The sequence below is a fragment of the Streptomyces sp. NPDC029956 genome (genome assembly GCF_055574655.1).
Genome location: NZ_JBVHZJ010000036.1, coordinates 31,265 through 52,090, shown reverse-complemented (window position 1 = coordinate 52,090; position 20,826 = coordinate 31,265). Strand labels below are relative to the sequence as shown.

Here is a 20,826-nt window from a genome sequence, read left to right as displayed (position 1 = left end):
CATGCCCGACCGCCCGACCGCTCCGCGCATCGGCCGACCGCTCGACCGGCTGCGGCGCCGCGTCCGCACCCCCCGCCAGAAGCTCGTCGCGTCCCTCGTCACCGCCGCCGTCGTCCTCGGCCTGGGCGGATACGCCGTCACCCGGCTCACCACCCCGGAGGACCGTTCCTGCGCCGCGGGGGTCGAAAGACCGGAGGGCAGCGGCGAATGCGTCGGCGTCAACGGCGACGGCCACGCCTTCGGCATACCCGAACTCGCCGAGGTCGCCCGGGCCATCGGCGCCGAGAACGCCACCCTCAAGGCCGGCGAGTACGCCACCGTCGCCGTCCTGCTGCCGCTGACCTCCACCGACAGCGGCATGCGGGTCAAGGTGCTGCACGAGGTCCAGGGCGCGTACGCCTACCAGTACCGGGCCAACCACGAGTCCAACAGCGAGACCCCGAAGATCCGCCTCGTCCTCGCCAACACCGGCAAGGGCAACGCCCACTGGCGCGGCACCGTCGACCGGCTGATCGCCATGACCGGCGCCCCCGACCGGCTGCGGGCCGTCTCCGGGGTCGCCACCTCCTCCACCGAGGTACGCGAGTCGGTGACCGCCCTCACCGGCGCCGGGATCGCCGTCGTCGGCACCACCATCACCGCCGACGACATCGCCAACGGCCCCGGCCCCGGCCACAACCGCTACCCCGGCCTCGCCCGCGTCTCCCCCACCAACAACGACGAGGCCAAGGCCCTCGCGAACTTCGGCCGCGTCGACGCCGCCAAGGCCCTCCTCGTCCAGGACACCCGCAGCGGCGACCACTACACCGACACCCTCAAGTCCGCCTTCGCCGCGTCCCTCAAGGGCGCGCCCTACGAGCCGCAGCTCTTCACCTCGCCCGCCGACCCCACCGACGAGGGAACCACCGCCAACACCTTCCGCCAGATCACCCATCTGATCTGCGACACCCGCGCCGAGACGGTCTTCTTCGCGGGCCGCCACACCCAGCTGCGCCAGTTCATCAACGCCCTCGGCTCGCGCGGCTGCCTCGACCGCGCCTTCACGGTCCTGACCGGTGACGAGGGCTCGTACCTGGGCGCGGACAAGCAGCTCGACCGGAACGCCCTGAAGGCGAAGCTGACCGTGCGGTACGCGGCGCTCGCCCATCCGGACGCGTGGGCGCAGGCGGCGGGGCGGAAGGTCCCGGCGACGGGCGGCTCGGTGGTGGCGTACTCGACCTTCGTGACGGACATCGCCCGCGCCTCGAAGGAGCCGGTGCCGCTCGCGGACGGCCAGGCGATCGTCGCGTACGACGCGATGGCGACGGCGGTGCACGCGATCCGCCAGGCGACCCCGCAGGGCTCCCGGTACCCGGAACTCGCCGACGTGGTCACCCAGTGGCCGCAGGTCAAGGGCTCGCTGCGGGTGCAGGGCGCGAGCGGCTGGATCTGCCTGGACAACTACGGGAACCCGTACAACAAGGCGGTCCCGATCGTGGAACTGGCCCAGGACGGCAGCCAGCGTTTCGTCCAGATCGCCTGGCCGGAGGGCAGGCCCCCGGCCGCCTCCTGCCTCCCGCCGAAGCGGGGGTAGCCAGTAGCGGGTAACGGGACCGGTGGCGCTCCAGGCCCGGTCGGACCTACGGCACCCACTTGGGCCAGCGCGCCTCGTCCCGCTCGTACAGGGCGCGCAGATGCCGCCACCGCTCGGGCGTCCAGGCGGCCCAGTCCGTCGGGCGCCCGTCCAGCGCCGCGGCGAGGCGCTCGAAGTGGTCGTGCCACCCCGCGAGGCAGTCCAGCCGGTACTCCCGGTCCGCCCGCAGTTCGTTCGTGAAACGCAGCACGGTCGACCCGCCGCCCTCGGACGTCCCCGGTTCCAGATGGAACCGGATGCGTCCGTGCGTCGGATCGACCGTGTACTCGGCCATGTACTCGGGGTCCCAGGCGGTCACCCGCCCCGACACCACCGTGTCGCCGTTCAGCCAGCGGAGGGTGACCCGGCCGCCGAGCCGGGGTTCCAGCGGGTCCGCCGCGCAGAGCCAGCCCGCCAGCCCCTCGGGGGTGGCGACGGCATCCCAGACCTCGGACAGCGGGCGGGACAGGTCCACGGCGAATCGCAGCAGGTGCGTGTCCCCGTCGTGGGTCTCGCACCTGCCCCGGGGAATCTCGCTCATGCCACCAGCGTGGCCCCGGGGCCCCTCACTCGCTACTCCACGCCCGCGTAGGAGTGCTTGCTGGTGACGAAGATGTTGACGCCGTAGTAGTTGAAGAGGAAGCAGCCGAAGGCGATGAGCGCGATGTACGCGGCCTTCCGCCCCTTCCAGCCGGCCGTCGCGCGCGCGTGCAGGTACGCGGCGTAACCGACCCAGGTGATGAAGGACCAGACCTCCTTGGCGTCCCAGCCCCAGTAGCGGCCCCACGCGTCGCCGGCCCAGATCGCGCCCGCGATGATCGTGAAGGTCCAGAGCGGGAAGACGGCCGCGTTGACCCGGTACGCGAACTTGTCGAGCGAGGCCGCCGAGGGCAGCCGCTCCATGACGGAGCGGGCGAAGGCGCCCGGGTTCCCGCCGGTCGCGAGCTTGTTCTCGTACGAGTCGCGGAAGAGGTACAGCAGGGTGGCGGTGGCGCCCAGGTAGAAGACCGCGCCGCAGAAGATCGCGGTGGAGACGTGGATCCACAGCCAGTACGAGTCGAGCGCGGGGACCAGCTGGTCACTGGGGGTCTTCAGCCAGGTGGTGGCCATGCCCAGGTCCAGCAGGACCGTGGTGACCAGCGGCAGGCCGAGCCAGCGCACGTTCTTCTTCGCGACGAGGAAGCCGAGGTACGCGCCGACCGCCACCGTCGAGAAGGTGGTGGAGAACTCGTACATGTTGCCCCAGGGGGCCCGCTGCACGGAGAGCGCCCGGGTGACCACGCCCGATGCCTCGACCAGGAAGGCGAGGACGGTGAGCGAGACGGCGATACGGCCGTACAGGTCGCCCTTGACGGTGCCGCCGGCGGCGCCGGGGCCGTCCGGGACGTCACGCGTGCCGGCCGCGGACCGGGTGACGACCTTCGGCTTCTCCAGGACGGCCGTGCCACCGGCCGCCTGCTTGACCTGGACGGTCACGGAGGAGCCGGCGGCCGGGGCGCGGGAGGTGAGCGCGGCGGCGGTACGGCCGACCTTGCTGCGACTGCCCAGCACCCACTCGGCGATGTGGGCGAAGAAGGCCAGGGTGTAGACGGCCATCGAGGAGTAGATGAGCAGGTCGCTCATCCGCGCCAGGCTCTCGTTGGTCGTGGCGGCGAGGATCACTTGTCGGCCTCTCCAGAAGGGGCAGGGTCTTCTGCGGGTTCTTCCGCGGGTTCCGGTACGTCTTCCGGATCGGCTTGGGGATCGGCGTCCGGTGCCGGCGGCGCGTCCGCCGTGAGCGCGACCGCGAGGTCGCCGAGCTCCTCCGGCAGCTTCGCGGACTCGCTGCGGCCCAGACCGGCCATCTCGACGACGGTCACGCCGTCCGTACCGCGCACGGCCCGGACCCAGACGCGGCGCCGCTGGATGAAGAGCGAGCCGGTCAGACCGGCGATCGCGGCGATCGCGCCCGCGAGGGCGAGGCCGTTGCCCGGCTGCTGCGAGACCTGGAAGCTCGCCCACTCCTTGATGTCCTTCTCGAAGGTGATCGAGCCGGCGCCGTCGGGCAGCGCCATGCTCTTGCCGGGCAGCAGCCGCTCGGCGAACCCGGTCCCCTTGTCGATCTTGAACTGCTCCATCTTGGAGGTGTTGAGCTGGTACACGTTCTGCGGCAGACCGGAGTCCACGCCCAGGCTGCCGTGGTAGCCGGTGAGCGCGAGGACCGGGTAGTCGAGCCCCGGGAACTGGGAGAACATCGTGCCCTTGCCCTCGCCCGCGAAGGTCGGCACGAAGAGGGCGCTGAAGCCCAGCTGCTCCTTCTTTCCGTTCTTGTCGCGGTAGCCGTCCATCACCTTGACGGCGCCGGTGGACGTGACGTTGTTGTCGATGGGCAGCAGCGGCACGGCGCCGTGGAAGACGGTCTTGCCCCTGCCGTCCTTGACGGTGACGACGGGCGCGTAGCCGTGGGCGATCAGATAGACCTTGGCGTCGCCCACCTTCAGCGGCTCGTTGACCCGGATGACGGCCTTCTTGTCGGCGCCGCCCTGCGAGTAGGAGACCTTCGCCTCGAAGGTGCGCGGGGTGCCGCGCTGCGGGCCGTTCTTCTCGTACGTGCCGTCGAAGGCGTCGAGCTTGAAGCTGAACGGCTCCAGCTCGTCGATGCCGAACTGCGAGCCGGACTTGAAGTCGTCGTACTGGGTGAGGGTGTTGGAGAAGCCGTCGCCCTCGACGATCAGCTTGCCGCCCTCGGACTTGAAGAGCTGGCCCCAGGCGAAGGCGACGAGCATCACGATCAGGGCGACGTGGAAGGCCAGGTTCCCGGCCTCGCGCAGATAGCCCTTCTCCGCGGCGATCGCGTTCCCCGCCGTGTGCGCGCGGAAGCGGCGGCCCTTGAGGAGGGTGAGCGCGGCCTCGTGGACCTGCTCGGGCTCGGCCGCGGTGCGCCAGGTGGTGTACGCGGGGAGCCGGTCGAGGCGCTTCGGCGCACCCGGCGGGCGGCTGCGGAGCTGGCCGACGAACTGCCAGCTGCGCGGCACGATGCAGCCGATGAGGGAGACGAACAGCAGTATGTAGATCGCGGAGAACCACACCGAGCTGTAGACGTCGAAGAACTGGAGCTTCTCGTACAGCGGCGTCAGCGTCTTGTGGGCGTCCTTGAAGGCCTGCGCCTTCATCTCGTCCGCGCTGGTCTGCGGGATGAGGGAGCCGGGGACGGCACCGAGCGAGAGCATGAAGAGCAGGATCAGCGCGACCCGCATGGAGGTCAGCTGCCGCCAGAACCAGCGGACCCAGCCGACGATCCCGAGGGTGGGACCGCCGATGACGCTCTCGCTCCGCTCCTCGACGGGGGCGGTGGAGAGCTGGGCGCCGGCCGCTTCGTCGGCCTTGCGCTCGGTCTCCGTCGTATCGGTCTTGCTCATCGAACTCAGATCCCCACCGTGAAACCGCTGGACCAGCCCTGCATCGTGGCGACCATGCTGTCCCACGCGCCCGTGAGGAGCAGGACACCGGTGACGAGCATCATGCCGCCACCGATCCGCATGACCCACACATAGTGCTTCTTGACCCACCCGAACGCCCCGAGCGCCTTGCGGAAGGCTATGGCGGCGAGCACGAACGGCACGCCGAGGCCGAGGCAGTACGCGAAGGCGAGCAGCGCGCCGCGGCCGGCGCTCGCCTGCTCCAGGGCGAGCGCGTTGACGGAGGCGAGCGTCGGGCCGATGCACGGGGTCCAGCCGATGCCGAACAGCGCGCCGAGCAGCGGCGCGCCGACCAGGCCTGCGACGGGCTTCCGGTGGAAGCGGAACTCGCGCTGGGTGAACCAGGGCATCAGACCGAGGAAGAACACGCCCATGAGGATCATGAGCACGCCGAGGATCGTGGTGAGCGTCTCGCGGTACTCCTGGAGGGTCGACCCGAAGTAGCCGAAGAGCGCCCCGCCGGACACGAAGACGGCGGTGAAGCCGAGGACGAAGAGGACGGCCCCGGCGGTCATCCGGCCGCGGCGGCTGTCGGCGAGGTCGGTGCCGGAGACGCCGGTCACGTACGAGAGGTAGCCGGGGACCAGCGGGAGGACGCAGGGCGAGAAGAAGGAGACCAGGCCGGCGAGGAGGGCGACCGGAAGCGCGAGGAGCAGGGCTCCGCTGGTGACGGTCTCGTTCACCGGCTCACTTCTCCTTGAGGAGGGGGTCGATCATCGACCGCAGCTTCTCCTCGTTGAGCGCCATGAGCGAGCGGGCCGCGATCCGGCCCTCCTTGTCGAGGACGACGGTGGAGGGGATGGACTGCGGGGAGAGCGTGCCCTTGGGGAAGCCGAAGAGGATGAGCTTCCCCTGCGGGTCGTAGAGGCTCGGGTAGGTGACCCCGTAGTCCTCCTCGAAGGCGAGGGCGGGCTGCTTGTTGGGGTCGCGGGTGTTGAGTCCGACGAACTCGACGCCCTTGCCCTCCATGTCCTTGGCGACCTTCGCGAAGTGCGGGGCCTCGGCGCGGCACGGGGCGCACCAGGAGCCCCACACGTTGAGGACGACGACCTTGCCCTTGAGGTCGGCGACGTCGAGCTGCTTCCCGTCGAGCGTCTCGCCCGCGAGCTCTCCGGTGGCCGCGCGCTCGCCCTTGGGCGCGGTGGCGATACCACCCGTGTTGGTCACGAAGTTGGTGTTGCCACCGCCGCCGGACTTGCCGCTGCTGTCGTCGCTGCAGGCCGAAAGCGTGAGGGCGGCGGACAGCACTCCGACGGCGAGCAGGGTGCGTCGAGGGGCACGGCTAAGGCTCATGTGAAAAGTTTCGCATGGGCGTTTGGGGGATCTTGGGCACCCCCCTACGTGCCCGGAAAGCCCCTTGTCAAGATCACCTAAGCGGACAGGGCGGGCGACTATGCGGACGGGGTCGACGAGGCCGTCGCGCCGTCCGTCGCGGGCTTGAGGAAAGTATTCCAGCCGCCGGCCGGCTTCTGTCCCACCTCCAGCGAGCGCAGCTTCTGGAGGATCTTCGGGTCCTGGACGTCGAGCCAGTCGACGAACTGCCTGAAGGAGACGAGCCGGACGTCCTTCTTGCCGGCCATGCCCTTGAGCGCGTCCTCGACGGCGTCCATGTAGATGCCGCCGTTCCACTGCTCGAAGTGGTTGCCGATGAAGAAGGGCGCCCGGTTCGACTCGTACGCGCGCGTGAAGCCGCCGAGGAGCGCTTCGGTGGCCTGCTTGCGCCAGCCCGGGTAGCGGGAGGGCATGCCCTTCGTCGTGTTCTTCGACTGGTTGGCGAGCATGTTGTAGTCCATCGACAGGACCTCGAAGGAGTGCCCGGGGAAGGGCACGGCCTGCAGCGGGAGGTCCCAGATGCCCTGGCGCCTGGTGGGCCACACCTGCCGGCCGCCGGGCGAGCTGGCGTCGTAGCGCCAGTTGAGCCGCTTGGCGGTGGGCAGCAGGTTGTCCTGGCCGAGGAGGCAGGGCGTACGGCCGCCGACGAGCTCCTTCGAGTAGTCGAAGGGCAGCGGGTCGAGGTCGGTCCAGCCGCTGTTCGTCTTCCACTCGGTGACGAACTTCGTGGCCTGGTCGATCTCGCTCTGCCACTGGGCCGGGGTCCAGTTGCCGACGGAGCCGGAGCCGCCGCAGAAGTGCCCGTTGAAGTGGGTGCCGATCTCGTGGCCTTCGAGCCAGGCCTGCCGGACGTACTTCAGGGTGTCCTTGATGTGGCCGTCGGTGAGGTAGCCGATGTCCGAGGCGCCGACGCGGTTGTTCGGCGGGCGGTAGAGGTTCTTCTTCGACTCGGGGAGGAGGTAGATCCCGGAGAGGAAGAAGGTCATCGCCGCGTCGTGGTTCTTGGCGAGTTCGAGGAAGCGCGGGAAGAGGCCGTTGCCGACCTCGCCGGCACCGTCCCAGGAGAAGATCACGAACTGGGGCGGGGTCTGGCCGGGTTCGAGCGGGACCGGGGTGTCGGGCTGGTGCGGCTGCTTGCCGGTGTCGGCGGTGGAACCGTCGCCGATGAGCCTGGCGTCGTCCTTGGTCGGGGTGCTCGTGCTCGGCTCCGCCGAGACGTCACCCCCCTTGCCAGGCCCGGAACGCCCCGACTTGCCCTGATTGCCGTTGCTGCACGCGGCGACACCCATCGCCGCCGCGGCGCCAACGCCCGCCCCGAGCAGCCCCCTTCGACTGATCCCACTGATCCCGCGCATGACATCCCCATTCGCGCTGACGTATTAACGAAACGTCATCCAAACCGACAATGAGTGAGATGCCGGGAGGAACACGGAGGTTCCGGGAAATCGCACAAAAATTTCAGGGCGACCGGTTGGCATGAACACCACCCGATCGCCCTGAACTGTGGACCGCCGACTCCCGCGCTGTCCAGCGGGAACACAATCCTTCACCGAAGGACTACACGCGACTCCGGAAGAGCCACCGCACGCTTCGGAAGAACTACGCCCCGCTCAAGAAGGCTTACGCTCCGAAGGCCTTCGACTTCCCCTTCACCGGCTTCGCGCCGGCGAGAAGATGCGCCGGAACGAGATCCCGCGCCGGCTCGCTGTATCCGACCGAGACGATCCTGTCGCCCTTGTACGTGAACGAGGTCAGCGAGGCCAGCGTGCACTGGCGCCGCCGCGGATCGTGCCAGAGCCGGCGCTTCTCCACGAAGCTGCGGACGATCCAGATCGGCAGCTGATGACTGACCAGGACCGCCTCGTGCCCGCGGGCCGCGTCCTTCGCCGCGTCGAGCGCCCCCATCATGCGGACGACCTGCTCGACGTACGGCTCGCCCCAGGACGGCTGGAACGGGTTCGTCAGGTGCTTCCAGTTCGCCGGCTTGCGCAGCGCCCCGTCACCGACGCCGAACGTCTTGCCCTCGAAGACGTTCGCCGCCTCGATGAGCCGCTCGTCCGTGGCCAGATCCAGACCGTGCGCCTTGGCGACCGGCGTCGCCGTCTCCTGCGCCCGCTCCAGCGGGGAGGCGACGACGTACGTGATGTCCCGCTCGGCCAGGTGCTCGGCGACCCGGTCCGCCATCTGCCGGCCGAGCTCGGAGAGGTGGTAGCCGGCGCGGCGCCCGTAGAGGACACCGTCGGGGTTGTGCACCTCGCCGTGCCGCATCAGATGGACGACGGTGATGTCCTGGCCGGCGCCGTGAGCGCCCTGCGTGCTGTCGCTCATGCCGTGGCCTCCGCGGCGGCACGGGCGGCGGCCGGCAGGGCGGCGGCGATCCGCTCGACCGCCCGCTCGTCGTGCGCGGCCGACACGAACCAGGACTCGAAGGCGGACGGCGGCAGGTACACGCCGTCGGCCAGCATCGAGTGGAAGAAGGCGTTGAAGCGGAAGGCCTCCTGCTGCTTCGCCTCGTCGTAGTTCCGCACCTCGTCGGCGGTGAAGAAGACCGAGAACATGTTGGACGCGGTCTGCAGCCGGTGCGCCACGCCCTCCTTGGCGAGCGCGCCCGTGACCAGGCCCTGGATCTCCGCCGAGACCGCGTTCACCTTCGCGTACGCCGCGTCGTCGAGCAGCCGCAGCTGCGCGAGTCCGGCGGCCGTCGCGATCGGGTTACCGGAGAGGGTGCCCGCCTGGTAGACCGGACCGGCCGGGGCGAGGTGCCCCATGACGTCGGCGCGGCCACCGAACGCGGCGGCCGGGAAGCCGCCGCCCATGACCTTGCCGAAGGTCAGCAGATCGGCCTTGACGCCGTCGACGCCGTACCAGCCGGCCTTCGACGTACGGAAACCGGTCATCACCTCGTCGGAGATGTACAGCGCGCCGTTCTCCCGGCACAGGTCCGCCAGGCCCTGGTTGAAGCCCGCGGCCGGCGGCACGACGCCCATGTTGCCCGGCGAGGCCTCCGTGATGACACAGGCGATCTCGCCGGGGTGCGCGGCGAACGCGGCCCGCACGGCCTCCAGGTCGTTGTAGGGGAGCACGATCGTGTCCCCGGCCTGCGCGCCGGTCACGCCGGGCGTGTCGGGAAGCCCCAGGGTGGCGACACCGGAACCGGCCGCGGCGAGCAGCGCGTCCACGTGGCCGTGGTAGCAGCCCGCGAACTTGACGACCTTCGCGCGCCCGGTGAACCCGCGGGCGAGCCGGATCGCGGACATCGTCGCCTCGGTGCCCGAGGAGACGAGCCGTACCTGCTCGACGGGCTCGACGCGCGCCACGATCTCCTCGGCGAGCGCGACCTCGCCCTCGCCCGGCGTACCGAAGGAGGTGCCGCGGGCGACGGCCTGCTGCACCGCGGCGGTGACCTCCGGGTGCGCGTGGCCGAGGATCATCGGCCCCCACGAGCACACCAGGTCGACGTACTCACGACCGTCCGCGTCGGTGAGGTAGGGACCGGAACCGGACACCATGAACCGGGGCGTTCCGCCCACGGCCCGGAAGGCACGTACCGGTGAGTTCACGCCGCCGGGCGTCACGAGGGAAGCGCGGTCGAAAAGCGTCTGTGAGACTGGGGCTTCGTATGAATACGGCACTGTGATCCTGACCTGCGAGAACGACTTCGGGCACGACATCGGGGACGGAGAGAGGGTGTGAACTTCCTGAGTATTACGCCGGGGCGTTCGCCGTCCGCGTCTGCGAAACTGGGGCGTCATAGGGATGGCTCACGGAATCCATGGTGTCAGAGGCCACGGCGTTCTTGCGGACAGGTGTTTCACCGTACGAACGCGGGGGAGGTCACTGACACGATGATCGGGTTGCGCGGCGGGGTCGTGTTGCCGAGAAAAAGCAGTCGGGTGGAGATATGCATCGCGGTGGCGGACCGGGCGAGGGGACGGACGACATGGGTCCGGAGTCTGCCCGCCGGGGGAAGCACCGGCGCCGGCGGGGCGAGGACTCGACCTCGGGAACCCCGGGCGCTCCGAGCAGTCCAGGCATTCCCGGCGTCCCCGGCACATCGGGCCCTCCGGGAGATCCGGTCGGCGGAGGCGCGAGCGGGAGTGGCCGGTTGGGGGTGACGTACAAGTACTTCGGCGCGCCCGACGGCGCCACGGCGGCCCGCGTCCCGATCTCGATGCGCCCGGAGGAGCTCGGCGGCGACGAGCTCGGCATGGGCGGCATGTTCACCAAGATCAAGCCGGAGACCATAGCGGCCATGGTCCTGACCGGCATCCAGGGCATGCCCCTGAACAAGGTGCCGCCGCTCGAGCTGGTGGTCCTGCACCCGGACTACGCCGTGGTGAAGCTGCCGATGACCGTGGTCGACCCGCTGCGCGCGATCGGCGAGGAGTCGGTCGGCGCGGCCGCCTTCATCTGGTCCACGGTCCCGGACCGCGGCGGCCCGCGCGACGCCTTCGACGTCTACCAGCTGCTCCACGAGTGGCAGGACTTCTCGGTCCGCCTCCACGAGGCGGGCCACCAGCCGTACTGCCTGGTGTGGCCGTAGGGGTCCGGCAGCCCCGGGAGGAACGGCGGCGCGGTCAGGGCCGGTAGCCCCGGGAGGAACGGCGGCGCGGTCAGGGCCGGTAGCCCCGGGAGGAACGGCGGCGCGGTCAGGGCCGGTAGCTCCGGGAGGAACGGCCCGCGGCTCCGGTAGGAGGGCACGCCGTCCGGCCCGCGGTCAGGTCCGGTCCTCGGCCGCCTTCGCGGCGTCCGCCGCCTTCGCGCGCTCGGCGGCCAGCTCGCGGGCGGAGGCGAGGCGGTACGGCACGTCGATGACGACGACGTTCTTCATGAACAGCAGCCGGGTCTTGAGCCGCAGCGCGCTCTGGTTGTGGAGCGGCTGCTCCCACCAGTGGCCCACCACGTACTCGGGGATCACCACCGAGATCACCGCGTCCCCCGTCCGCTCGGGCGCCTCCCTGACGTGCCGCAGGACCGGCTGGACGATCGAGCGGTACGGGGAGCTGAGCACCCGCAGCGGCACGTCGATGCCATGGGCCTCCCAGGTCGCGCGGAGCACTTCCGCCTCGGCCGGGTCCTCGGCGACGGTGACCGCCGTGAGCGAGGCGGGACGCAGGGCCTTCGCGTACGACAGGGCCCGGAGGCTGGGCGCGTTCACCGAGGCCACCAGGACGAGGACGTGGTTCCCGGCGAGGACGCGGGGCCGCTGCCCCGGGGCGACGGCCACCTCGGCGGCGACGGCGTCGTAGTGCCGCCGCACCCCCTTCATCCCGGCGAAGAGCACCGGCATCGCGATGACGACGATCCAGGCGCCGTGGGTGAACTTGGTGATGAGGACGATGACGAGGACGACCGCCGTCAGACAGGCGCCGAAGGCGTTGATCGCGAGACGGCGGTGGATGGCGTGCCGGTCGGCGCGGCCCGCGGGTGTGGCGAGTTCTCGCCGCCAGTGCTTGACCATGCCGGCCTGGGACAGGGTGAAGGAGACGAAGACGCCGAGGATGTACAGCTGGATGAGGCGGGTCAGCTGTGCGTCGAAGGCGACGATGAGGACGATCGCGGCGAGCGCGAGGAGGACGATGCCGTTGGAGTAGACGAGCCGGTCGCCGCGGTGGAAGAGCTGGCGGGGCGCGTAGCGGTCGCGGCCCAGGACCGAGGCGAGCATCGGGAAGCCGTTGAAGGCGGTGTTGGCCGCCAGGATCAGGACGCCCGCGGTGACGGCCTGAAGCGCGTAGAAGAGGACGTGCCAGTCGCCGAAGGTGGCCCGTCCGATCTGCGCGAGCGCGGTGGACATCGGGGTGCCGGGCGCGAGCCCGAGTTCGGTGGGGTCCTCGGCGACATGCACCTCGTAGACCATCGCGAGCACGGTGATCCCGAAGAACATGGTCACGGACAGCCCGCCCATGATCGCGAGCGTCATCGCCGCGTTGCGGCTCTTGGGCTTGGCGAACGCCGGTACGCCGTTGCTGACGGCCTCCACACCGGTCAGCGCGGTGCAGCCGGAGGCGAAGGCGCGCAGCGCGAGCAGCACGAGCGCGATCCCCGAGTAGGTGGAGACCGCCTCGACGGGCAGGTCGGCGGACTCGGCCCGGATCGTCGCACCGGTGGCCATCCGCACCGCGGCCACCGCGAACATCAGATAGATGACCGCGATGAAGGCGTACGTCGGAACGGCGAACCAGCGCCCCGACTCCCGCACCCCGCGCAGGTTCAGCCAGGCCAGCACGGCCACGAAGAACACCGACATGGCCACGGCGTGCCCGTCGAGCGAGGGGACGGCCGAGGTGATGGCGGCGACCCCGGAGACGACCGAGACGGCGACGGTCATGACGTAGTCGATCAGCAGCGCGGAGGCGGCGGTGAGCGCGGCGGTCTGCCCGAGGTTCTCGGCGGAGACGACATAGGCCCCGCCGCCGCCCGGATAGGCGTAGCAGGTCTGCCGGTAGGAGGCGACGACGACCAGGAGCAGGATCACGATGCCGACCGCCGCGTACCAGGCCAGATGGAGCACGGCGAGGCCGCCGAGGGCCAGGATCAGCAGGATCTCCTCGGTGGCGTACGCGACCGAGGAGAGCGGGTCGCTGCAGAAGATCGGCAGGGCGACCCGCTTCGGCAGCAGGGTCTCCCCGAGCCGGCCGCTGTCCAACGGACGACCTACGAGCAGGCGTTTCGCCGCACTTCCAGCTCTCATAAGTGATGAAGTTAGGACGAATGGTATGTAATGCGCGGACGCCGCGCCCTGTGGGGACCCCGTACGCCCGGTGGGAACCCCGTACGAGGAAGGAACCTGACGCGTGAGCGGAGTACGAGGAGTGCGGATGGCCGGCGAGCCCATGCAGATCGGCGAGGTCGCCGCACGGACCGAGCTGTCCCTGCGCACCATCCGGCAGTACGAGGACAGCGGCCTGGTCGTCCCCTCCGCTGCCTCGCCGGGCGGCTTCCCGCTCTACACGGACGCGGACGTGTCCCGGCTGATGGTCGTCCGCCGCATGAAGCCGCTCGGCTTCACCCTCGACGAGACCCGCGAACTCCTCAGGGCCGTGGACCTGCTGGCCGCCGAGCGCGCGGGCACGGACACCGAGCTCGACCCGGACGAGCGGGCCGCGCTCGTGGCCCGCGTCCGCGGCTACGAGCAGGCCGCCGCGGAGCGCGTCGCCGAGCTGCGGGCCCAGCTCTCCCGCGCGGAGGAGTTCGCCGACTCGCTCCGCAGGACCCGCCTCACGGCGACCCCGGCCTGACCGCTCACGGCCCGGCCTCCACCCGGCTCGGCCCCTACCCGGCGTGGCCTCTACCCGGCCTGGCCACTCTGGCCCGGCGGCGGCCCGGGCCCGGCATCGACGGCCCGGGCCCGGCATCGACGCCGCGCGGCGCGCGCTACGCGCCGGTTCAGTCGGCGAGTGCCGCGGCCAGCGTGCGGAAGAAGCGCGCGTACGCGGCCGGACTGGGCGGGGTCTCCGGGTTCCACGGCGTGAACCGGACACCGGACAGGGCCCCGTCCGGCGTCGTGGCGTGCGCCCTGCTGTCGAAGAGAACCAGGTCGGGCCGGAGCTCGGAGGCCCGGCCCCAGTCACCGGTGAGCCAGTTCGCCCCGGGCCCCGGGCCCGGGTCGACGAGCCGTACACCGAGCTCGGCGAGCCTCGCCAGCTCGGGCCAGGCGAGCGGCCGGGCGAGGTGCACCTGGTCGCGACCGGCCCCGGAGAGGGCGAGCACCCCGAGCCCGGTCCGCGCGGCGACCTCCCGGAGCTCGTCCTCGGCGGCCCGGAGACCGGCCGGGGACCCCTCGGAGGTCGCCCCGTCGCCCGGCGCGGCCCCCAGACCCACCGCGAGCGCGGCGAACCGGTCGAGGATGGCCGGCAGGGTGAGCTCGTTGCCGACGGAGAGCGCGACGAGCGGCACCCCGAGCCGTTCGGCGACGGCCTCGTCGAGCGCGTAGGGGCTCTTCCCGTCGTAGGTCACGTCGACGATCACGTCCGGCCGCAGCTCCCGCAGCAGCCCCTCGTCGAGGACCCGGCCCGGCCCGAGATACGTCACCGCGGCCGAAGTCAGCCCGCCCTCCTTCGCCGGGTCGAGGGCGTCCCCGTCGTGCCCGGAGCCGTACACCGCGACCGGCGTCACGCCCAGGTCGCAGAGCGCGGCCCCGGCCCGCACGTACGCGACCACCCGCCGTGGCGTGCGGGCCGCCCCCAGCTCCGTACCTCTGTCGTCCGTGAATCCCCAAGCCTGCGTCCCGGACATACGACTGCTCCCTCCCCGGCCGGAAATGTGCCTCTTCCGAGCACCTTGGAGCGGTTCCCCGGCCCGCACAAGAGGGCCTGTCGACCGCACGGGCCACCGGGGCGGCCGGGTCCGGGACCAAGGTCCCGTACCCCCCTGCCGAAAGCCCCCCAGGGTGGTGTTAACTGAACAGGTCGGGAGGAAGCAGTAGGAATCGTCGGGTCCCCGTGCCCGCGCGCCACCTGCCGGGGCGTGCGACGACGGGCGGCCCTCCCGCCCTGGAGTGAGTCATGTCCTTGCCCGGCCAGTTCTCCGATCCCCGTGTGATCACGCTTTTCGGCCTGCTCGCCGTCTCGACGGTGGTGTGGCTGTCGGTCGGCCTGCGCGCCCGGGCCCGCGACCGCCGCGACCGGGCGCGCACCCCGCTGGAGCGGGTCTGGCACCCGCAGGAGTCGATACCGCTGACGCCCGCGGAGGAGCATGCCTTCGGCCAGGTCGTCTCGCGGCTCTCCCCGGGCTCGGCGGGCCGCCTGCGCTGAGGGCTTCCGGGCCTCAGGCTTCCCATCCGCGGGGATCGCGGCCCGTCGTCGCCAGCAGCCGTTCGAAGGCGGTGGCGTCGCCGGGCAGGTCGACGGCGTCCCCGAAGACGCCCGCCTTCCGGGCCATGGGCGCCATCCGCTCCACCTCCTCGACGAGACCGTCGACCACGCCCGGGTCGGGTGTGAAGCTCCGCCCGGTGGCGCGGGCCAGGTCCCAGGCGTGCACGGTGAGGTCGAGCAGCACCATGGACCCGACGGTCCGCGCCGGCAGGGCCATGCCCCCGGTGGTGCCCTCCTCGGCGCCGGGCGCCGACCAGGCCTCGACTAGCTTCCCGGTCTCGGCCTCGAAGCGGTCCCGCCAGTCGGCGTCGGCGAGCCGATCCGTGGTGGCGGAGAGTTCGGCGGGCTGCTTGGCGGCGAGTGCCTGGAAGTGCACGACGACGCCGAGAAGATGGTTCAGCAGGGCGCGCACGTCGTACTCGGCGCAGGGCGTGGGCGCCCCGAGCGAGGCGTCGTCGATGCCGCGGACCAGGGGCGTGGCCTGAGCGGCGGCGCTACGGAGCAGATCACCCATGGGAGCCGGGCCACCGGTGCGGAGCAGGTCCTCGTTCGTCATGGGGGCGACGTTAGAAGAGGCTGCCCACGCCCGTCTTGAAGAAACACGCCAGGCCGGAGACGTCCCGACCTAGCATCGGAGCATGTCCGACTCCGCTCCCCGCGAGGACACCCGCGGCATCGTCGACCCCGCCGAACTGCTCTCCCGCGTCCGCTTCCGCCGCCACACCCCGGCGCCGGAGCTGCGGCCCTACCTGGAGCACTACTGGCTGATCGACTGGGAGCTGCCGGAGCCGTACGCGACCCATGTCGTCCCGCACCCGTCGATGAACATCGTCTTCCAGCGGTACGGGGCACTCGGCGCCCCGGCGGCGGACGCGCGCGCGTCCGCCGAGGTCTCCGGGATCGGGCTCGGCCTGTTCACCCAGAAGCTGACGGAGGCGGGCCGGGTCTGCGGGATCCAGTTCCGCCCCGGCGGCTTCCGTCCCTTCGCGCCCGCGTGGCCGGTGTCGGCCTGGACCGGCCGCCGGGTCCCCCTGTCCGAGGTCTTCCCCGACACGGGCACGGCGGCGGGTATCGGGAGGGGCGCGGAGGCGGGTATCGGGGCGGAGGCGGGGCACGCGGGCACGGACGCGGAGGCGGGGCACGCGGGCACGGACGCAGGCCTCCTGTCCGCCGTCCTCTCCCCCGACGCCGACCACGCGCGCGTGGCGGCGCTCGACGCCTTCCTGCTCGCCCACGGCCCCGCGCCCGATCCTGCCGCCGACCGGGCCATGGAGCTGGTGGACCTGATCCGAGGGGACCGCACGGTCCGCAAGGTGGCCCAGCTGGTCACGGCGACAGGCCTGTCCGCGCGCTCGCTCCAGCGCCTCTTCGCGAGCCACGTCGGCGTCGGCCCGAAGTGGGTGATCCTGCGCTACCGCATCCACGAGGCCCTGGAGCGCGCCGAGGCCGCGGGCGCAGCGGGCGGCCCTGACTGGGCGGCCCTGGCGGTGGAGCTGGGCTACAGCGACCAGGCCCATCTCGTACGCGAGTTCACTGCGACGATCGGGGTGTCGCCGACGGCGTACGCCCGGGGGGTGTCAGCGCCTTGACCTACCGTACGGAGATGGACACCGACACCACCTCGCCCGTACGGCTCGAGCCCTGGTCCGAGGCCGACGCGGGCCTGCTGCGCGCCCTGAACGCACCGGAGTTGATGGATCACCTCGGCGGCCCTGAGACGGAGGAGCAGCTCGTCCGGCGCCACCGGCGGTACGTGGAGCTGAGCGCCGACGAGCCGGGTTCGGGGCGCATGTACCGGATCGTGCTGGCGCCCGAGGAGGCCGCGGTCGGCAGCATCGGCTTCTGGGTGCGGACCGGCGACGGAGAGCCGGTGTACGAGACGGGGTGGGCCGTGCTGCCGGGCTTCCAGGGCCGGGGCGTGGCGAGCGCCGCCACGCGCGCGGTGGTCGTGGAGGCCCGGGCGGCGGGCCTCCATCGCTTCCTCCACGCGTTCCCGTCGACGGAGAACGCCGCGTCGAACGCGGTGTGCCGCAAGGCGGGGTTCGAGCTGCTGGGCGAGCGGGACTTCGAGTACCCGCCGGGGCACGCGATGCGCTGCAACGACTGGCGCCTCGACCTGGAGGAGCAGGTCCGAGAGGCGCCTTAGGGACGCTCGGAGGCGCCGGCCCGGGAGGCGTCTCAGGGGCGCTCAGGAGGCGTCTTGCGCAGGGGTGAGCGGCCGGGTGAAGTGGAAGGCCACGATGTCGAAGCGCTCACGCAGGTAGAAGCGGTGGGCTCCGGTGCGGTGGGTGCCGGAGTCCAGGTTGAGCTCGTGGCAGCCGGCCGCGCGGGCGTGGCCGTCCAGGTGGGCGATGAGCGCGTGGCCGACCCCGGTGGAGCGGGTGGCGGCGGTGGTCACGAGGTCGTCGACGTAGAGCTTGCGCAGGGAGCTGGTGTTGATGACGATCCGCCAGCCGGCCGCGCCGACGCAGCGGCCCTCGGCGGTGTAGGCGGCGCTGAAGCGCAGTCCCTGGGCGTGCCCGGTCTCGTACACCTCGCGGAAGAGCTCCGGGGTGAGGTGGGGGCGGAGTTCGGAGAGGACGGGCAGGAGGTCGTTCTCCAGCCGGGGATCGCCGGGCTCAAGGTCGATGATCTTCATGCCGGGACGGTACCTCAGGGTCTTTCACGGGTTGACGCGCACGGCACGACCCTGGATATTTATCTGCGTGACGCAGATGATGCGCCACGAAGGAAATCTCGCCTCGCCCTGGAAGGAACCCCTCATGACCGTTCTCGTCACCGGCAGCCGCGGCCGCGTCGCCTCCACCCTGCTCGGCCTCCTCGACTCCGCCGGCATCAAGGCGAAAGCCGCCTCCAAGAACCCCACGGACCTCTCACCACCGCCCGGAGTCGACACCGTTCGCTGCGATCTCACCGACCCGGCCACCTTCGACACCGCCCTGACCGGCGTCGACTCCGTCTTCCTCTACGCCGAGGCCACGCACGCCGAGGCCTTCGCCGACCGGGCCCGCACCGCCGGCGTCGAGCACGTCGTCCTGCTCTCCTCCAGCTCCGTCCTCGCCCCGGAGGCCGCCGAGAACCCGATCGCCGCCTCCCACCTCGCCGCCGAGCGTGCCCTCTCGGCCGCCGCGGACGCCGGTGCCTTCGAGGCCACCCACCTCCAGCCGGGCGCCTTCGCCACCAACGCCCTGCAGTGGGCCCGGGCCCTCCGGGACGGGCGGGGACCCGCCCTGCCGCACCCGGACTCGTACGGCGACCCGATCCATGAGCGCGATGTCGCCGAGGCGGCCTTCGCCGTCCTCACCGAACCCCGGCTGCGCGGCTCCTCGTACCTCCTGACGGGCCCCGAGTCGCTCACCTTCGTCGAGCAGCTGGCGATACTCGCCGAGGTGACCGGCCGGCCCGCACCCCACACCGTCGTGACCCCCGAGGAGTGGAAGGAGTCGGTCACCGGCTTCATGCCGGAGCTCTTCGCCGACGCCCTGCTCTCCCACTGGGCCACGCACGACGGCCGCCCGACACCACCGACCCGCACGGTCGAGGAACTGACCGGCCACCCGGCCCGCACGTTCGCCACCTGGGCCGCCGACCACGAGGCGGACTTCCGCCCCTGACGGCGCCGAATTCCCTGGCCGCCCGCCCCGCCCCGGTGCGATCCTGTCCCCGTGAACGGACCGGAGATCCACATCAGCTTCGCCCCCGACCTGGGGCTCTTCGTCGCGGCCGACCGCCGCTCGGGCCGCACGCCCGTGACCACCGACGGCGCCTCCTCGCTCGGCCACGTCGTGGAGTCCCTCGGCGTGCCGCTCACCGAGGCCGGCCGGCTGCTGGTCGACGGACGACCCGTCGACGTCTCGTACGTCCCCGCGGCGGGCGAGACCGTCGAGGTGGAGGGCGTCGCCCGCCCGCAGCCGGTGCGCCCCGGCGCGCCCCTCCGGTTCCTGCTCGACGTGCACCTCGGCACGCTGGCCCGGCGGCTGCGGCTGCTCGGCGTGGACGCGGCCTACGAGAGCGAGGACATCGGTGACCCCGCCCTGGCCGCGCTGTCCGCGCGCGAGCGGCGCGTCATGCTCTCGCGCGACCGCGGCCTGCTCCGCCGCCGCGAACTGTGGGCGGGGGCCTACATCTACAGCGACCGCCCGGACGACCAGCTGCGCGACGTCCTGGAGCGCTTCGCGCCGCCGCTCATCCCCTGGACGCGATGCACGGCGTGCAACGGGCGGCTGAGCGACGCCGACAAGGACACGGTGCGCGAGCGCCTGGAGCAGGGCACGGAGAAGTCGTACGACGTGTTCGCCGAGTGCGTGGAGTGCGGCCGGGTCTACTGGCGCGGCGCCCACCACGCCCGCCTCGAGGCGATCGTCTCCGACGCCGTGCGCGAGTTCGGCGGCGCGACGGCCGGCTGAGGCCCGCCCCGCCCGGCCGGTCCGGATCGCGACCCCGCCCCGGTCAGCCCAGGTCGCCGCCGCGCAGGCGCTCGATCTGCGTGGCACTGATCTCGACGGTACGCCGCATATGGGCGATGAGCAGGGCGAGCTCGGCGTCGCTGTAGACGTCGAACATCGTGCCCCAGGTGCTGTTGAGCTTGCGCCACAGGTCGCCGAGTTCCGCGATGCGCTCGGGCACGAGGGCCACCAGCACCCGGCGCCGGTCCTCGGTGTCCCGTTCGCGCGTGACGTAGCCGGACCGTTCGAGGCGGTCGACGAGCCGGGTCGCGGAGCCGGTGGTGAGCCCGGTCAGCTCGGCGACCCGCCCGGTGGTCACCGGGCCCTCCTCCACGCTGAGCAGGTTCAGGCACTGCACATCGGTCGGGTGGAGCCCCAGATGGTCGGCGACGGCCTGGTTGAACAGGGCGTACGCCGCCATGTAGCGGCGGGCCTCCCCGTACAGCTCGGTCATCAGCGTCGCGCGCCGGCCTGAACTCTTCTGCGTCATGCAGAGATTGTACGAACCGGACACCGGCCCGCACCGGTCGGACCCGCGCGCACCGCCGCCCCCCTCAGGGCGCCTCGGCGGTCAGATAGCGCTGCACGGTCGGGCCCAGCCAGGCCACGATCTCCTCGGGCGTCATCTCGACGACCGGCGCCAGCCGCAGCACATAGCGGGTGAGCGCCATGCCGAGGATCTGGGAAGCGACGAGCGCCGCCCGCTGCGGCGCCTCCGCCGGGTCGGGGCAGACGCCCCGGGTGACGGGCCCGAGCTGCTGGGCGAAGATCGCCCGCATCCGCTCCGCCCCGGCCTCGTTGGTGACCCCCACCCGCAGGAGCCCGGTGAGGACGTCGTCCCGCTCCCAGCGCTCCAGGAAGTGGGTCACCAGAACGGCCCCGATGTGCCGCGCGGGCAGGCCGCCCAGCTCGGGGAGGTTCAGGTCGATCTCCGAGGCGGCGGCGAACAGGCCCTCCTTGTTGCCGTAGTAGCGCATGACCATCGACGGATCGATCCCGGCGTCCCGGGCGATGGCCCGGATGGTGGCGCGGTCGTATCCGTCGGAGGCGAAGCGCTCGCGGGCGGCCTCCAGGATGGCGGCTCTGGTGGCGTCGGAACGGCGGGCGGTCGTCATACCAACAAGTGTAGGCCAACAGGCGTTGACACCTCATCGAAGTCGCCCCTA

General features: G+C 71.7%; 22 protein-coding genes. 8 read left to right on the top strand and 14 right to left on the bottom strand.

Translation table 11 applies throughout. The features are described 5' to 3' along the window. Position 1 precedes the first annotated feature (1 nt). Entirely contained in the window at positions 2-1,573 is a 1,572-nt protein-coding gene (locus tag ACZ4XX_RS26090; protein WP_468510292.1) for an ABC transporter substrate-binding protein, read from the top strand. Between the two features lie 46 nt (positions 1,574-1,619). Here the strand turns inward: ACZ4XX_RS26090 and ACZ4XX_RS26085 are convergent, their stop codons facing one another. The 8 genes from ACZ4XX_RS26085 to hemL all read right to left on the bottom strand — a co-directional run bounded on the left by ACZ4XX_RS26085 (position 1,620) and on the right by hemL (position 10,073). Next, positions 1,620-2,153, bottom strand: a complete 534-nt coding sequence (locus ACZ4XX_RS26085) for an SRPBCC domain-containing protein (protein WP_468510291.1) — start codon at positions 2,151-2,153, stop codon at positions 1,620-1,622. Positions 2,154-2,185: 32 nt separating this feature from the next. After that, positions 2,186-3,274 (bottom strand): c-type cytochrome biogenesis protein CcsB, encoded by a 1,089-nt coding sequence (gene ccsB / locus ACZ4XX_RS26080; RefSeq protein ID WP_468510290.1) that lies wholly within the window; start codon positions 3,272-3,274, stop codon positions 2,186-2,188. Continuing rightward, positions 3,271-5,010 (bottom strand): cytochrome c biogenesis protein ResB, encoded by a 1,740-nt coding sequence (gene resB, locus ACZ4XX_RS26075; protein WP_468510289.1) that lies wholly within the window; start codon positions 5,008-5,010, stop codon positions 3,271-3,273. The genes ccsB and resB overlap by 4 nt, the downstream gene beginning before the upstream one ends. 5 nt (positions 5,011-5,015) lie before the next feature. Then, on the bottom strand, positions 5,016-5,753 hold the full coding sequence (locus tag ACZ4XX_RS26070; protein ID WP_468510288.1) for a cytochrome c biogenesis CcdA family protein: 738 nt from the start codon (positions 5,751-5,753) through the stop codon (positions 5,016-5,018). Positions 5,754-5,757: 4 nt separating this feature from the next. Then, a complete protein-coding gene (locus ACZ4XX_RS26065) occupies positions 5,758-6,363 on the bottom strand; it encodes a TlpA family protein disulfide reductase (RefSeq protein WP_468510287.1) in 606 nt (201 codons plus the stop codon). A gap of 98 nt (positions 6,364-6,461) precedes the next feature. Beyond that, positions 6,462-7,757 carry a polysaccharide deacetylase family protein gene (locus tag ACZ4XX_RS26060; protein WP_468510286.1) on the bottom strand — a complete coding sequence of 432 codons (1,296 nt, stop codon included), beginning with the start codon at positions 7,755-7,757 and terminating at the stop codon, positions 6,462-6,464. Positions 7,758-8,022: 265 nt separating this feature from the next. Further along, positions 8,023-8,730, bottom strand: a complete 708-nt coding sequence (locus tag ACZ4XX_RS26055) for a histidine phosphatase family protein (RefSeq protein WP_468510285.1) — start codon at positions 8,728-8,730, stop codon at positions 8,023-8,025. Further along, entirely contained in the window at positions 8,727-10,073 is a 1,347-nt protein-coding gene (hemL, locus tag ACZ4XX_RS26050) for a glutamate-1-semialdehyde 2,1-aminomutase (RefSeq protein ID WP_468510284.1), read from the bottom strand. The genes ACZ4XX_RS26055 and hemL overlap by 4 nt, the downstream gene beginning before the upstream one ends. Positions 10,074-10,303: 230 nt before the next feature. Here hemL and ACZ4XX_RS26045 point away from each other — a divergent pair, with 230 nt between their 5' ends. Next, entirely contained in the window at positions 10,304-10,945 is a 642-nt protein-coding gene (locus ACZ4XX_RS26045; RefSeq protein ID WP_468510283.1) for a hypothetical protein, read from the top strand. Between the two features lie 174 nt (positions 10,946-11,119). Here the strand turns inward: ACZ4XX_RS26045 and ACZ4XX_RS26040 are convergent, their stop codons facing one another. Beyond that, entirely contained in the window at positions 11,120-13,093 is a 1,974-nt protein-coding gene (locus ACZ4XX_RS26040) for an APC family permease (protein ID WP_468510282.1), read from the bottom strand. A gap of 127 nt (positions 13,094-13,220) precedes the next feature. Here ACZ4XX_RS26040 and ACZ4XX_RS26035 point away from each other — a divergent pair, with 127 nt between their 5' ends. Next, positions 13,221-13,640, top strand: coding sequence for a MerR family transcriptional regulator (locus tag ACZ4XX_RS26035; RefSeq protein WP_468510322.1), 420 nt, complete (start codon positions 13,221-13,223; stop codon positions 13,638-13,640). A 148-nt stretch (positions 13,641-13,788) separates the two neighbouring features. Here ACZ4XX_RS26035 and ACZ4XX_RS26030 read toward each other — a convergent pair whose 3' ends face one another. After that, positions 13,789-14,637 (bottom strand): RNA-binding protein, encoded by an 849-nt coding sequence (locus tag ACZ4XX_RS26030; protein ID WP_468510281.1) that lies wholly within the window; start codon positions 14,635-14,637, stop codon positions 13,789-13,791. Positions 14,638-14,939: 302 nt separating this feature from the next. On the opposite strand from ACZ4XX_RS26030, the gene ACZ4XX_RS26025 reads away from it, so the two are divergent. After that, complete coding sequence (locus ACZ4XX_RS26025; RefSeq protein WP_468510280.1) at positions 14,940-15,155, top strand: hypothetical protein; 216 nt, start codon at positions 14,940-14,942, stop codon at positions 15,153-15,155. Positions 15,156-15,168: 13 nt separating this feature from the next. Here ACZ4XX_RS26025 and ACZ4XX_RS26020 read toward each other — a convergent pair whose 3' ends face one another. Then, positions 15,169-15,771, bottom strand: coding sequence for a TIGR03086 family metal-binding protein (locus tag ACZ4XX_RS26020; protein WP_468510279.1), 603 nt, complete (start codon positions 15,769-15,771; stop codon positions 15,169-15,171). A gap of 82 nt (positions 15,772-15,853) precedes the next feature. On the opposite strand from ACZ4XX_RS26020, the gene ACZ4XX_RS26015 reads away from it, so the two are divergent. Together ACZ4XX_RS26015 and ACZ4XX_RS26010 are read left to right on the top strand one after the other, a co-directional pair. Continuing rightward, positions 15,854-16,804, top strand: a complete 951-nt coding sequence (locus tag ACZ4XX_RS26015; protein ID WP_468510278.1) for an AraC family transcriptional regulator — start codon at positions 15,854-15,856, stop codon at positions 16,802-16,804. Between the two features lie 14 nt (positions 16,805-16,818). Continuing rightward, a complete protein-coding gene (locus ACZ4XX_RS26010) occupies positions 16,819-17,361 on the top strand; it encodes a GNAT family N-acetyltransferase (protein ID WP_468510277.1) in 543 nt (180 codons plus the stop codon). A 42-nt stretch (positions 17,362-17,403) separates the two neighbouring features. Here the strand turns inward: ACZ4XX_RS26010 and ACZ4XX_RS26005 are convergent, their stop codons facing one another. Then, positions 17,404-17,853 carry a GNAT family N-acetyltransferase gene (locus tag ACZ4XX_RS26005; RefSeq protein WP_468510276.1) on the bottom strand — a complete coding sequence of 150 codons (450 nt, stop codon included), beginning with the start codon at positions 17,851-17,853 and terminating at the stop codon, positions 17,404-17,406. Positions 17,854-17,977: 124 nt separating this feature from the next. Here ACZ4XX_RS26005 and ACZ4XX_RS26000 point away from each other — a divergent pair, with 124 nt between their 5' ends. Both ACZ4XX_RS26000 and ACZ4XX_RS25995 read left to right on the top strand, forming a co-directional pair. Next, the gene (locus ACZ4XX_RS26000) at positions 17,978-18,829 is read left to right on the top strand and encodes an NAD(P)H-binding protein (protein WP_468510275.1); all 852 of its coding nucleotides are present in this window, start codon (positions 17,978-17,980) and stop codon (positions 18,827-18,829) included. A gap of 51 nt (positions 18,830-18,880) precedes the next feature. Then, positions 18,881-19,621: a Mut7-C RNAse domain-containing protein gene (locus ACZ4XX_RS25995; RefSeq protein WP_468510274.1), complete on the top strand. Its 741-nt coding sequence runs from the start codon at positions 18,881-18,883 to the stop codon at positions 19,619-19,621. 43 nt (positions 19,622-19,664) lie between these two features. Here ACZ4XX_RS25995 and ACZ4XX_RS25990 read toward each other — a convergent pair whose 3' ends face one another. Both ACZ4XX_RS25990 and ACZ4XX_RS25985 read right to left on the bottom strand, forming a co-directional pair. After that, positions 19,665-20,150, bottom strand: a complete 486-nt coding sequence (locus ACZ4XX_RS25990; protein WP_468510273.1) for a MarR family winged helix-turn-helix transcriptional regulator — start codon at positions 20,148-20,150, stop codon at positions 19,665-19,667. Positions 20,151-20,214: 64 nt separating this feature from the next. Then, positions 20,215-20,775: a TetR/AcrR family transcriptional regulator gene (locus tag ACZ4XX_RS25985; RefSeq protein WP_468510272.1), complete on the bottom strand. Its 561-nt coding sequence runs from the start codon at positions 20,773-20,775 to the stop codon at positions 20,215-20,217. Positions 20,776-20,826 lie beyond the last annotated feature (51 nt).